Below are 13,774 nucleotides of genomic sequence, written 5' to 3' on the forward strand. Positions count from 1 at the left end.
TTTCTTAATATTATCTTCATTTTATCATTTTCTCTTAAAAAGATTCCAAAAGGATATACTTGCCCTTCAGCTTTCTTTTTTTATACTTGTTCAAGGCGTATTTTTTGATGTTCTTCTGCATAAAAAACTTCTGGGAGCAACCTGCTCTGTTAGGTTGATAGCGATGGGGTGCCGCCAGCATTCCGAAAAAATCACGCTAAGCCAAAAACCATAATAAGCTGTCCGTATGAGCAGCTTATTTACATAAAAAAAGACACTCTAAGGTGCCTTTCTCCGACTCGATAACCACTTTAATTTTACTAATGTGTATTGGACTTTCCATCCTCATCAATGAATGGAAAGTAGAGATGCTTCAATTATGTACCGATCTGGAGCGTCTCCTATATAGTCAAAAGGATAACAAGTTGTTAATGTTAATGTCGGCTCACTTTTTTCTACAATAACTGTTCGATCTTCTGAATCTGTTATCCAATGCTTGTTAATTTTATATGTATATGTTTTATTTTCATATTCCACGATAAGTTGGTCATTTTCCTTTAATTGACCAAGCTCGGTAAAAACAGTATCTCTATGTCCACTTAAAACTGTATGACCATTTCCTGATGGTGTAGTAGTTAAGTCACTAACAAACATACCTACACCCTTTTTTAGTACTTTATCATCAGCTCCCCAATATATAGAGTATTTCTTTTGTATTTTAGGGATAATTAAATATGCTACTTTATCTCCTAACTGATGGTTTACCTTTGAAGCAGGAATTTGTACAGGTTCTTCTTGTAATGAAGTGTCAGTCTTTATCTCTGTCTCTGTTTGATTGATGTTTTGCGTTTCATTTTCTTTAGAAGATGTGGAGGTCTCATATTGTTTAGCCTCGTTAGTTGTTAACGACTCTGCTGATTGTCTAGCACTATACCATTCTAGAAAATAATAGGAAAAGATAGTAAGTCCAATAACAGTTAAACATAAGCCTATCCATCGTTTTTTATTCACTCTTATCACTCCATTTGAAAACGACAGGATTTCTCCTGCCGTTTTAAGGAACTATTTTATGCGTTTGTCTTTTTACGACGGAACATTAATACAGATCCAGCTAATGCTAATCCTAAGCTTGCTAACATCATTGTAACACCGTTTGATGCTGTATTAGGTAATTTTTCACCTTGTTTTTTCGTTTCTTTTTTCACAACTGTATTAGTATTTTTCTTTGTTTCTTTTGCAGTTGTTTGAGGCTTAGTTTGTTCTTGTTTAGTATTTGTTGTTTGGTTATTTTGTTTTGAATTCTCTTGCTTAGTGTTTTCTTGTTTAACAGGTTCTTGTTTAGTATTTTCTTGTTTAGGTTGTTCTTGAGGTTTAGTAGTTTCTTTATTTTCTGTTGTAGTATTTGTGCTCTTTGGATATTTATAATCTTCACATGGAATGCCGTCTTTATCATTATCTAAACGGTGCGGATCATTTCCAACACCATATCCATTTTGATCCCAGAATGCTTGAGCATCTTGTTGACTTTTAAAATGGCCACAGTTTTTTGTATCATTAGGACTCTTAGCTGCAAATGCAGAAGAACTGTACCCCACTGTTAATAGTGTTACCGCTGTTGCTGAAGCTAATAATTTTTTCATAAATTTCTTTATCCCCCTAAATGGTATGTATTTACATTGAAATATTTTACATTTAAAAATCTAAAAATACAATAATAATTTGTAGATAAATGTAAGATTTCTAGATAATAATACCAAACTATTAATTCATATATTGTCATATTATGTCGAAAGAAAATAAAAAAAGAGCCAAAGCTCTCTTTAATAACTAATACTAACCATAGTCACTATTCTCACAGTAATATGAATTTGATTTATCACAACAAATATATGTTGTTTGTTGGATAAATCATGGCCTTGATGGGGCGTTAACTGAAGTGGCATTTAACATCCTCAAATAAGAAAGTCCTTGTATCTCCCTGGTGTTAATCTAATTGTTTGTGGAGTTGTGGATTTAAATGTTCTAATAGTCAATGTGACGAACGCAGCAAATACAAAGCTAAAACTAAAACGAATAAGAGTCTTAGTGTGGTTAGTTGTAAAATTTTCAAATAGAGTAATTGTAGAGTTAGGTGGAATTTCAAGACTTGTAGGGTTAGTTTCTGATCCAAACATTGTAAAGGTCTCTATAAAACAGTTGGTAAAATTTGAAGAGTTACATGATTATCTTTATTGGAATCAAAATAAGCTTACACATCCAAGTCGTTGATAATAGCTAATATTTGATAATCTGTCCATTTGCCATTAATCCTTATATTTTCTTTCGCTATACCTTCTTTTTTAAACCCCACTTTTTCTAATACGCGAATAGATGCTATATTATCAAGCATCGCTCCTGCTTCAATTCTATGTAGCTTTAATTCCCTAAAAGCAAAATCTACAACAAGTTGAAGAGCCTCTGTTGTATAGCCCTTTGCATTATGCTCCTTATCTAAAGTAAATCTCGTATAACAGCTTTGGAGGTCTCCCCTAACAATTTGAGTTAATGAAATGTCTCCGATAAGTTTATCATTTTCTCTTAAAAAGATTCCAAAAGGATATACTTGCCCTTCAGCTTTCTTTTTAATACTTGTTCAAGACGTATTTTTTGATGTTATTCTGTATAAAAAACTTCTGAGAGCAACGGGCAACCTCGTTGAAAAAATTCGCGATTTCTAATATGTAAGTTAGCTAACTCGTTAGCATCAGCAGTTTTATAAAGCCGAATATAAATGTGCTTCCCTACTAGTTTCATAACATTCCTCCAACATTTTTATATATCTAATGAGGAAAAAATATACCGTATACTATATACAGTTGGATATTATCAGGAATCATTTTGCACGAAAGAAAAGACACTCCATATGAGTGTCTTTTCCAATAGTTTTTAACAGAAGCAAGAAGCTCCAACGATGATTAATAAAATGAATAACACAACTAATAAAGCAAAGCCTCCCGAGAAGCCACAACCGCCACAACTACCACCATAACCCATAATAGTTCCTCCTTTAGATAAGAGGGGAAAACTAAGGTTCACTCATGTATTTTAATGGATTCGTTTCATCTTATGTTTTTCCGTATTGATTGAGCAGGTCCTTTCGAAAACTATTCACATATTAACTATATTTTTAAAAATAAATAATTTAACTATACCAATAAATAGATTAATTAATATAGTGTATTAATTCTAAAAGAAGGGAGGAATAGCCATGCAATTAGTTTGTTTTAAAATAGTAAGTGGTCAGTATTTCTTGTTTGTAGAAGGTATTCAAATTCCTGTACCAATTCCAGCAGTTGCTGCAGCTTTATTAATTGGTTTAGGAGTAATTCCACTTTGTTCTTAATGTAAGGAATTCGGATCATTCCTATCTTTCCATTGGAAAAGCCTCAAGTATATGAATACTTGAGGCTTTTCTTATAATTGAGAAAGACACTTTAACGTGGCTGAAGATCTCCTGATTTAACTAATGCGGCCGTTACATCATCACCGAAAGTATTGAAACAGAATACTTTCTCGTCTATCTTATCCATTACTGTGGCTTCACCTATCTTGCCACCTTGAAGTTTAATAAAATAGTTATGTTCTTCTAAAATTTCACTAAAATCTCTATTTGCCCATCTTTCAGTAATTGCTAATAGCTCTTCTTTATTCTTGAAATTGTTTCCGTTTAGAATGTTTCTTACTTTCTCTGCATTCTTTTTGGACATAGGGGTTGCTCCCTTTCCTTCACACGCTTTTACTTTTTGATGAGTCATGCTATGCATAGCTGAAATAACTTCTTCTTCAGTAGAAGTTACTGTAATGTGAAGTTGTGCATTTGAACCTTTCACTTCTGCTTCATTCGATAGTATGTCTTCTTTATTAATCTCTGCAAAAACATGGTCCTCACTCTTAAGCGGGACTTCAGCAAACTGTAACATTCCATAAGTCATACCAGTTGCAAGTACTACTCCCCCTATAATAGATGCTAGCCAATACGTTAGCTTCTTGTCCATCTTCATTTCCCCTGTCTTCGTTTACATACATTAACTAAAGAATATCATATTTAATTCCTTTTTATTGAAGAGTCTCTAATTTTTACTACAAAAAAGGATAAATCTTTTAATATAAATATAATAACTTCATAATCATGACTATTCTCATAACAGAATCTATATACGATGTCACTAAATCATCTGGTGAACTATTAGTTATTAGTACGGCTTTGCATCGTTATTCTCAAAAAGGATAATTATTGTACATACCAATTCTTATGTATGAAGACAACCAAAACAAGTGTTACGAAAAAAATATGAAAAAGACATCTTTGCTAGGGAAAGATGTCTTTTTTATATAAACCTTAATGTTCGTTCTGTAAAACTCTCGCTTTCTTTACTCCTTCTTTCTCTTCTTTTAAGAATAATGATACGATAAATGCAATAATAATAAAGATTAACCCAAGTGCAAATGCACCTTGGAACCCTGAAGTTAAACCGTTTAACTTCTCTACTGGATCCAGTGGATTTGCGGAGCTTTCCATATACTTAGTTGTTCCTGAAGACATTTTCGAAATAAAGATAGCTGTACCAATTGCACCAGCTACTTGTTGCAACGTACTAAATAGTGCTGTTCCGTGCGGATATAAATCTGGTGTTAATTGATTTAAACCGTATGTTTGTGCTGTCATGACAAACATGAGTCCAACCATTAATACGCTATGCATGATAATAATTTGTACCATTGATGTATCAGGAGTAATGCCTTTAAATAAGAACATTGCAATTCCTACTAAGACAATGCCGGGAACGATAATAACTTTCGGACTAAATTTATCAAATAGTTTACCTGCGATTGGTCCCATTATGGCGCTAATAACACTTCCCGGAAGCATGATAATTCCTGATTTAAAAGCTGTAACGAGTAAAACGGTTTGCAGGAACATCGGTAATAAAGTCATCGTTGAAAATAACGACATCATCACAATGACAATTAATCCAACTGATAATGTAAACATCGGAACTTTAAATGCTCGTAATTCTAAAATTGGATTCTCAATTTTCAATTGTCGAACGGCAAAAATACATAATGAGATAAGCCCAACAATTAAAGTGCCATACACTTTTGCATCGGACCATCCTAAATCACCCGATGCACTAAAGCTATACACAAGCCCGCCAAATCCTAATGTCGATAAAAGGATAGATGGGTAATCTACTTTTGGCCTTGTTAACTCTGAAACATTTTGAATGTACTTCATCCCAATCATAATGGAAATAATCACGATAGGAATAACAATATAGAATAACCAGCGCCAATTTAATGAATCCACAATTACTCCAGATAATGTAGGGCCAATTGCCGGAGCTGCCATCATCACGAGTGCGATTAATCCCATTGTCGCACCACGTTTTTCAGGTGGACAAATGATTAAAATCGTATTCATTAATAACGGTGTAATTAACCCCGTCGCTACAGCTTGGACGATACGGCCAATTAATAAAACGGAAAATGTCGGTGCGAATCCCGCAATTAATGTACCGACTAAAAACGTTACCATAGCGATCAAAAACATTTGTCTCGTTGTGAGCCATTGCTGAAGTAACGCTGTAATTGGAACTAAAACCCCAACTACTAACATGTATGCTGTAGAAAGCCATTGAATCGTTGAAGCCGTTACGTCAAATTCTTTCATTAATACCGTTAACGCATTTCCAAGTAATGTTTCATTTAATAATGCAACCATTGCACCTAAAAGTAATGCAATTAAAATGGGGGTATGTTTCAAATTAGAAGTATCAACTTTGCCACTTGCTGGGCTCTTAGTTGTCATATTCATTTACAGATTCTCCTCCTGTTTCTTACTTAAAAAACTTTAAATACACCGGAACACATGTAATATAATATACATATGTAGATTAAAAAGGGAGAATCAATTTTCAGCCACTGTATATTTAATCTACAAAAAAGGAGAATTGTAGATGAACGATAATGAAAAACAACTTGATTTACGTATTAGACGTACACATAAATTACTGTGGGATTCCTTATTTGAATTAATGACGCAATCAAAACAAAAATATAGTACGATTACGATTAACCAAATATGTGACCGCGCAATGGTACACCGAACAACCTTTTATAAACACTTCGAAGATAAAGATGCTTTATTAGCATTTGGATTTAAACGATATAGCAAGATGATTGCTGAAATACCGGTTTCAGATCGATTAAGTAAACCATTTCAAGTAATGGAACAATTTCTACACCATGAAGAAATCGGTAAAATATTAGAAACGCAAATGTCTGATGAACAATTTATTAACCGAACACAGCATTTAAGTCACGAAACGAGAAAACAAGAAATAGACGCGTTAAATCAACTGCACAAAAATCATACGATGCCCAATGATTTAATCATTGAATTTTATTCAGGGGCAATCACCTCATTAAGCGCATGGTGGTTTAAAAGTGAAAGAAAAGTTTCTGCTGCTGAAATGGATAGGTATCTCCATCAACTTATTAATCGGGATATTTTTCAGTTTGAAAAGGAATAAGACTACACCTTTTCAATCATGCAATAAAGTGAAACTTTAATCAGCCCTCACCAATCGGACTTTTACGGACAGCCCGCCCCCCACCTAACTTCTTTGCTTCCACTGAATTTTGAGGTGGGGGTCTTACTGCCCGTTAAAGCGGGATCAAATTGACCACAAAATAGGAATATGATATATTTTCCGTAGAATACTATATAAGTGTAACAGCGAATAAATTGGCATATAATAAAAAGAAGAGATGCGCTAACATCTCTTCCTTAACTGCTACCGTATAGGGTGGTGCTTATTATACGTTATTATTTTTTACGAAACCCACCCTTTTGCTTCCTACGGCGCGGAGTGGGTTTTTTGTTGTCCTTACCCAGAAGTTGCTTCCGCAAAAAATACGCTGAAACTTCACGTACAGTCGCTTTTACAAATTCTTTTACAAGGTCAAACAAAAACTCCATATTATCACCCCCTTTCCTTCCAAATGGAAAGAAGGGATAACCACCCACCCTCACAATATGCAGTTGACTTTATTTTATCAAATGATTGTAAAGATATTATGTAAATAAAACAAATGAAATTTCATATGGAAAAATATGAGTTTATATTTTTTTCATTCTCTTCACTTAGATTTTCTTTTTAGATGCTATCTTCAAATAAGGTAGCATCTAAAAAATATTAAAAGGAATTTTCTCCCTAGTGTCTTCTTATATTTTATGTAATCTGCATATTTGACCTTTTCTACGTTCTTTAATTACTTACTGAATATAGTCATACAGATTTTTCGCTAACAATAAACAAGTTACTGTAATGAAAAGAGCACGAACATACCCACTACCTTTTTTTATAGCGAATTTGGAGCCAACAATCCCTCCAGCAATTTGAGCAATCCCCATTATAAAACCATATGCATAGTTGACTTGCCCTACATACATAAACATCAACAATGCACCAACATTACTTCCTAAATTAAGAAGCTTCGCATTACCTGCTGCTTTTAAAAAATCATACCCAATAAATAAAAGAGAAAACATTAAAAATGAACCTGTTCCAGGACCTAGAAATCCATCATAAAAACCAATAGCAAAAATAAAAAAGGTAAAAATAATGACGTGTCGACCAGACAACTTCTTATGAGTGGAAATACTACCCCAATCCTTTTTGAATATCGTATAAATAGCGACCGCACCAAGCATAATTAACATCAATGGCTTCAGTACTTCTGGATTCATTAAATGAACGGTCCATGCCCCTATTATGGAACCTATGAAAGTAAGCGGAACTAATTTAAACGCCGATTTCAAATTAAGATTACCAGAACGATAAAACACAATATTACTAGTTGCACTTCCCATTGTCGATGCTAGTTTATTCGTAGCTACTGCACTTGCTGGATTCAGTCCTGTAAATAATAAAGCTGGTAAAGCAATGAGTCCACCACCACCTACAACTGAATCAATAAATGCAGCTACAAATCCAAAAACAATCAAAATCATTAATACAGATGGGTCTAAATAAAAATCCATACTATTAACCTCCCCTTTAGTCACTATTCGAATAGTAACTAATAATTTGCTAAATGTAAACAGTTATTGTAACGTTGAAATATAAAAGCAAACATCGGAGGACGAAAAAAGTGGACTACATAGTGCAACAGCTTAAAAAAATTGGTTTCAATGAATATGAAGCTAAATCTTATGTATCTCTTGTTAAACAGGGGCCTGTCACAGCCTACCAAGTGAGTAAGGATTCGGGTGTCCCAAGAGCGCGAATTTATGAGATTTTAGGTAACCTTGTAGAAAAAGGAATTGTCATGAAGGAAGAAATAAATGACACCACTCGCTATTCACCTCTACCTGTTGAAATCTTTTTACAGAAGGCGCAAACAGAATGGCAATCTACTTACGAAGGAATAAGTGATTCATTAAAAAAACTAGAAACTTCCGAGGAAAAAACGGATAATCGAGTAATTACTTTAAAAGACAATCAAACAATCATTAGCTATTGTCAGGCATTAATAAAAAAAGCAGAACGACGTATTGTCATTTCAATGTGGGATGAGATGTATGAAGCGTTAAAAGAAGATCTATCTGAAGTAGCTGATAAAGTTACAATACAAGGTATTACCCTGCATGTTGAAAATCCCATTAAAAATCTAGAAGCCCATCGCATAACACCTTATACAGAAACCTTGTCTACAGATCATTGGTTTATTGTATCGATAGATTCTAAAGAGATGATTTATGGACCATCACTTGAAGAGCGTAATATTGCTTTTTATACAGATGACCCCGTTCATATATACTTATTAGAGGATTATGTATGGCATGATGTTTTAGTGAATCGACTTGTCCGACGTAGCCAAGATGATTTGCAGCAATGGATTACTGCAGAGAGAAAGTCTTTCTTTATGGGGAAATGAGAAGTATATTAAAAGAATCAAAAAATAAAGCATAAGTTAATGAAATGAAAAACTTATGCTTTATTTTATTTGCAAAGTGATACTCCAGTCTTTTCACTATTTTCCCTCCACAAACCGACCAAACTCCTTCATAAACCTCAGCTTAAAACTCCCCACAGGTCCATTCCGATGCTTCGCCACATGAATCTCCGTCATCTCTTTCTGCTTCTTTTCCTTATCGTAATAATCTTCACGATACATAAGCATAATGACATCCGCATCTTGCTCAATTTGTCCGGTCTCTCTTAAATCAGATAAAAGAGGTCGCTTATCTTGACGTGCTTCTACCGAACGAGACAATTGCGACAACGCGACTACACAAACATTTAATTCACGTGCTAATACTTTAAGCTTACGAGAAATTTCACTAATCTCTTGAAATCGATTGCCCTTATGCTTCGGATCGCCCGTAATAAGCTGCAAGTAATCTACAATAATTAAAATCTTTTTATCACCGTGCTTCCTCTTTAACTTACGAGTTTGCATCCAAATATCTTGCACCATAACACCTGCATTGTCGTAAATCTCAAATGACAACTCACCAATCTCCGCAAACGCCTTACTCACCTTTTCCCAGTCCTCTATCGCAAAACGATGCTTCGGATTTTTCAGCCTACCTCCTGACACTTCGCCCACGCAAGACGCCATCCTTTTTAACAATTGCTTACTACTCATCTCTAACGAAAACAATCCAACTGCCGCTCCAGCCTTCGCCGCATGCAGTCCAACATTTAGCGCAAACGCAGTCTTCCCCATAGAAGGGCGTGCACCAAGGACGACAAAATCACCCTCCTGCAATCCGCACGTCATTTTATTTAGCGATGTATAACCAGTCTCAATACCAGTAATCTCTTTCACATCTTGATGAAGCTCCTCATACAAATCAACTAACGCATCCTTCAAATCAAACTCACATACAGAGTCTTTCTCCTCTAACTCACAAAGTGCCGTAATCGTTTCACCGATAACTTTCTCACTCTTCTCCGCAATAAGACGCTCCCCCATCTTGTGCCCGAGAACACCAGCCTGATACATTTTCCACGCACCTCGAACAAGCCCCTCATAATATGAGAAGTTGCTAGTAGTAGGCACACCATCCATTAACCCTATAAAATACTCCATTCCCCCGATGCCCTTCAAAAAATTCGGGTCCAACCTAGAAGTGAAAGTCACAAGATCAATCGGTTGCCCCTCGCCTTCCATCTTTCGCATTAACTGAAATATAGACTTATGTACTGGCATAGAAAAATACTGCTCCGTCAAACGGCACTCCTTAATAAGCTCTCCATCAATTAGTAGAGAACCTAACACCGTCTTCTCCGCCTCCACATTTTGAATACTCATGGCCGCCACCCGCGCTCCGCTAAAAAGCGCTGCAACTCTTCTTCAGACGGCGCATTCTTCTCCCACTCCTCACACCTCGCCAAAAATTCCTCCGTCTCCCCCGTACTAACAGACGACTCCTTCTTCCTAAAGCTCGCCGTATCCGCCTCAACCTCACACAATTTCGTAAACCCTTTCCCGTGCCACCCACGCAGAATCCCCTTCACATAAGCAATCGTCCGCTTATTATTCTCAAACGCAATTTGAAGAGCCTTCAGCACAAGCTCCTCCGACAAATCATCCATCCACGCACTCAGTTCCTCCACCGCAAAAGGAGACAAACTACCGAAATGTTGCTCATAAAAAGAAAACACGCGACTTCCCGTCTCTTCTTCTATAACCTCTTCTTCCGCCTCTGTCTCCTCACAAACTGGCTCAACATCATCCACAGCCAAATCACTCGGCATACCGAAATGCGCTAAAAGCATCGGAACATTCAGCTCCTCCTCTATGCACTTCTGAAGAAACATATGTACAAACTCCTTATTCTTCACACCCTTCAGCTCACGAAGCACACACTTCTCCACATTCGTATTCGTCACCGGATTATAACGAAGCCAATTCAAAACGAATAACTCCCGAGTCTCCGCATCATAAAGAATCTTCCCATAATCAATGAAGCGCTGCACAAGCTTATCAACAGTCTCCCGATTATAACCCGTCTCCATCTCCGCTAACCGCTTCGGAAAAGGAAAAATCCCGCACTGCGTCGTCTTCGAACAAGTTAATAAATAAACATAAAAATACCGCTCCTCCGGCGTCAAATCCAAAACAAAATCATCCTGCCAAAAATTCACCTGCACATTACGGTATACCGCCATCCTAATTCCTCCCGTCTCCGTTCAAAAGTAAAAGCCCCTTCATAATATATATGGGAGGATGGCCGGGTTTTTGGCGTGTTATTTTTAATTTTTTTTGACTACTACGGTGTTTGTTGGTGTTTTTGTTTTTGTTATGTTTTTTCTTAGTGATTTATTACTTGGTAGGGGCTTGTAAGGGGCTTATAAGGGGCTAGTTATCGGTTACTTCGATTAGAAAGACTCGATCTGAGAAGCCACCTCGTTCTTCTGCTTTCTTTTTTCGGATTTTGTTGATTTCTTCTAGTGTTGTGCCTTCGTGTTCGGCTAGGGCGTTTATTAGTTCTAGTAGGTCGGATAGTTCTTCTAGTTTATGTTCTTTTGTGTCTGCTTCTAGGTATTCGGTTAGTTCTTCTTCTGTTTTCTTGCAGATTTCTTTTATGTATTCGTCTTGGGGTAGGATTATTGTTGTGGGTGTTTTTCCGTTAGCTTTTATGATTTGTGGGATTTTGTTTCGGATTAGTTTGTTGTAGGTTGGCATGTCTTTTTTCCTCCATTAGTTTTTCTTCTATTATAATGGAAAAGCAGTTTAACTAGGTGTTAAACTGCTTCATTGCTTCTTATTAGTTATCTGATTTTTCTGATAAAATAATTTACTACTGAGTCAGTCCCATAGAATTTTATATACTTTTCTACAACCTATCACCTGACTACTAATTGAAGCGACTAAAAACTATGCACTCAATCATATATAGCTCAGTGGTACATCAAAAAACAGTGGTTCAAGGATTTATGCACCCTTACTTTTAATCGCTCCCAAAATTCTTTTTATAGGAAAACCCCACAACTTTTATTCAAGAGCTAGCTTTTAAAATAAAATTCTCTTTATTCATACAAATACTTTTATCATTCTAACACAGCTTCTTAGCTTCATTGAATTTTTTGTGGAGAAAGTCTTTGTTTAACATAAAACAAGTTTCCTTCTTATCATCAAAAAACCTTTCATATACCCCTTTAATCTTACCTTTCGGTGCAATAACAAGCTTAAGTTCATTTTTAGGTTCTCTTGAAGCTGTAGGTAGTTTAGTAATATCTTGTGTTTCAATAGCTTCTTTTATCATGTTATAAGTTTTTCCAAATTCCTCTACTTCTTCTAAGGTAAAAGTAACCTTAAAAATTCTATCTAAAACCCTATAACCATTGCCTAATTTCTCACCATATCTGTTTCCTAAATAGCCAATATATATAAATGTTACTTCTTCAAAAAATATTTTCCAGTCAGATTCTTCCCATGGAGAGCTAAAATCAGAGAGTTTAAGGGTACTAAAAGTTGCTTTTTCGATTGGCCTGTTATTCTCTTCAATTGGAATGTTTTTTATAAGAAAGTTTGATTTGCTAAACACTTCATGTTTTTCAGGTAATTCTTTATCTTTTCCTACCACCCTATCTGATACCATCTTACTAATGTTGTAAGGAATTCTTTTAGTAGGATCATATTTTTTAAAATGGCTTAATATCTCCAATTGACTCATACCCTTATAAGGTTTTAATTGCTTCCATATAAATTCTTCAGGAGCTACAAAATCCACAGATTTTTCAACTATTAACCTTTCTTCCACATGATTTTTTAAAATACCGCGGAAAAATGAATTTTTCAAGGAAAACGCCCTTGTAGGAGCAACAACATCAGAATTTGGTTGCTCTACCGTTTCTCCTTTTTGTCCTTTTGTAGCAGCTCCCAAAATAACAGAATCTCCTTCCGATAATTTATGAGCAAGTCCATCCATCACCTTTTGTTTAATTGTATAGAAATCATTTCGAATAATATCTTCATCCCTTGACATATTGTATAACTGAAAATCATAGATAACAAAGTCCTCATATGGTACATCCCTGATGTATTCATACCAAATAATTAATAGCTTTCGATTCTTAGAAATTACCTTACTAAATTCATACTCCTCATGAATGATATTATTATAATTAATTCTACTCAAGGAAATTCGTTCCTTTGCAGACCAGGATTCATCTTTAAGTCTATTAAATCCAGATACCTTTAATTCAATCCCTAGTTTACTAAAATCTGCCTCAGGCCTATTATTCAATTCATAACCATAGAATCCTGTTTCAACAACCTTGCCTAACCTTCCTTTATCATTATTATTTCCTTGCTGTAAGATTCCTTTTTTATCTATTTCTTTAAACGTTTTACCAATAATCCCCTTTGTATATTCTAGTAATTGTTCCTCTGTTTCAAAAATCATATGTATTCCCTCCTACGAATTGCTAATTACTTATTCACTCTCAATTTATTCAGACTAACTCACAAACCATTTGCAATTTTTGTATCCCTCAATAAATCTTTCCCAAAAGTAACGGATACTGATATACATATACCCGGTGCTGATTTATCTAATCTTTATAGACATTTGACGCTATGAAATAGTACTATCATAACCGCTAATAATAATTATATATCACACATAATATTCACTAGGTAAAATGTATGAGAAGAGTATAAACTTCCCCATCCCTCATCTCTAAAATAAAAGGACCATTCTCTTACTTCTAATATGAAGTAAGAGAATCACCCT

At 35.2% G+C, this 13,774-nt stretch carries 14 protein-coding genes and 2 pseudogenes; 3 read left to right on the plus strand and 13 right to left on the minus strand.

All coding sequences use genetic code 11. The features are described 5' to 3' along the window. Positions 1 to 17: 17 nt before the first annotated feature. The 5 genes and pseudogenes from MR136_RS17325 to MR136_RS17345 all read right to left on the minus strand — a co-directional run. Positions 18 to 140, minus strand: a pseudogene (locus MR136_RS17325) (GNAT family N-acetyltransferase); the annotation flags it as partial. Positions 141 to 327: 187 nt separating this feature from the next. Further along, on the minus strand, positions 328 to 990 hold the full coding sequence (locus MR136_RS17330) for a class D sortase (RefSeq protein WP_078421138.1): 663 nt from the start codon (positions 988 to 990) through the stop codon (positions 328 to 330). Between the two features lie 56 nt (positions 991 to 1,046). Next, positions 1,047 to 1,619, minus strand: a complete 573-nt coding sequence (locus tag MR136_RS17335; protein ID WP_016125591.1) for an excalibur calcium-binding domain-containing protein — start codon at positions 1,617 to 1,619, stop codon at positions 1,047 to 1,049. 608 nt (positions 1,620 to 2,227) lie between these two features. Continuing rightward, positions 2,228 to 2,772, minus strand: a pseudogene (locus MR136_RS17340) (GNAT family N-acetyltransferase). 132 nt (positions 2,773 to 2,904) lie between these two features. Beyond that, complete coding sequence (locus MR136_RS17345) at positions 2,905 to 3,012, minus strand: YjcZ family sporulation protein (RefSeq protein ID WP_000540375.1); 108 nt, start codon at positions 3,010 to 3,012, stop codon at positions 2,905 to 2,907. Between the two features lie 214 nt (positions 3,013 to 3,226). On the opposite strand from MR136_RS17345, the gene MR136_RS28440 reads away from it, so the two are divergent. Then, positions 3,227 to 3,361 carry a hypothetical protein gene (locus MR136_RS28440; protein ID WP_001177693.1) on the plus strand — a complete coding sequence of 45 codons (135 nt, stop codon included), beginning with the start codon at positions 3,227 to 3,229 and terminating at the stop codon, positions 3,359 to 3,361. Between the two features lie 91 nt (positions 3,362 to 3,452). Here MR136_RS28440 and MR136_RS17350 read toward each other — a convergent pair whose 3' ends face one another. Then, on the minus strand, positions 3,453 to 4,013 hold the full coding sequence (locus tag MR136_RS17350; protein WP_078421139.1) for a PRK06770 family protein: 561 nt from the start codon (positions 4,011 to 4,013) through the stop codon (positions 3,453 to 3,455). Positions 4,014 to 4,357: 344 nt separating this feature from the next. Then, positions 4,358 to 5,833 (minus strand): MDR family MFS transporter, encoded by a 1,476-nt coding sequence (locus MR136_RS17355; protein ID WP_078421140.1) that lies wholly within the window; start codon positions 5,831 to 5,833, stop codon positions 4,358 to 4,360. 142 nt (positions 5,834 to 5,975) lie between these two features. Between MR136_RS17355 and MR136_RS17360 the strand changes: the two genes are divergently transcribed. Further along, positions 5,976 to 6,551, plus strand: coding sequence for a TetR/AcrR family transcriptional regulator (locus tag MR136_RS17360; RefSeq protein WP_078421141.1), 576 nt, complete (start codon positions 5,976 to 5,978; stop codon positions 6,549 to 6,551). Between the two features lie 296 nt (positions 6,552 to 6,847). On the opposite strand, the gene MR136_RS17365 is transcribed toward MR136_RS17360, so the two are convergent. Together MR136_RS17365 and MR136_RS17370 are read right to left on the minus strand one after the other, a co-directional pair. After that, entirely contained in the window at positions 6,848 to 7,000 is a 153-nt protein-coding gene (locus MR136_RS17365) for a hypothetical protein (protein WP_000394757.1), read from the minus strand. A 297-nt stretch (positions 7,001 to 7,297) separates the two neighbouring features. Beyond that, the gene (locus MR136_RS17370) at positions 7,298 to 8,065 is read right to left on the minus strand and encodes a TSUP family transporter (protein WP_000348466.1); all 768 of its coding nucleotides are present in this window, start codon (positions 8,063 to 8,065) and stop codon (positions 7,298 to 7,300) included. Between the two features lie 110 nt (positions 8,066 to 8,175). Here MR136_RS17370 and MR136_RS17375 point away from each other — a divergent pair, with 110 nt between their 5' ends. Next, positions 8,176 to 8,961 (plus strand): TrmB family transcriptional regulator, encoded by a 786-nt coding sequence (locus MR136_RS17375; RefSeq protein ID WP_078421142.1) that lies wholly within the window; start codon positions 8,176 to 8,178, stop codon positions 8,959 to 8,961. A 96-nt stretch (positions 8,962 to 9,057) separates the two neighbouring features. Here the strand turns inward: MR136_RS17375 and dnaB are convergent, their stop codons facing one another. The 4 genes from dnaB to MR136_RS17395 form a co-directional block, all read right to left on the minus strand. Further along, complete coding sequence (gene dnaB, locus MR136_RS17380; protein ID WP_134266332.1) at positions 9,058 to 10,344, minus strand: replicative DNA helicase; 1,287 nt, start codon at positions 10,342 to 10,344, stop codon at positions 9,058 to 9,060. Next, a complete protein-coding gene (locus MR136_RS17385; RefSeq protein ID WP_078421144.1) occupies positions 10,341 to 11,204 on the minus strand; it encodes a DnaD domain-containing protein in 864 nt (287 codons plus the stop codon). Before MR136_RS17385 ends, dnaB begins: the two co-directional genes overlap by 4 nt. Positions 11,205 to 11,394: 190 nt before the next feature. Next, on the minus strand, positions 11,395 to 11,721 hold the full coding sequence (locus tag MR136_RS17390; RefSeq protein ID WP_048656431.1) for a nucleoside triphosphate pyrophosphohydrolase: 327 nt from the start codon (positions 11,719 to 11,721) through the stop codon (positions 11,395 to 11,397). 370 nt (positions 11,722 to 12,091) lie between these two features. Beyond that, entirely contained in the window at positions 12,092 to 13,444 is a 1,353-nt protein-coding gene (locus MR136_RS17395) for a Sau3AI family type II restriction endonuclease (RefSeq protein ID WP_078421145.1), read from the minus strand. Between the last annotated feature and the right edge of the window lie 330 nt (positions 13,445 to 13,774).

It is taken from the genome of Bacillus cereus group sp. BfR-BA-01311, assembly GCF_022664295.1.
Taxonomy (GTDB): domain Bacteria; phylum Bacillota; class Bacilli; order Bacillales; family Bacillaceae_G; genus Bacillus_A; species Bacillus_A cereus.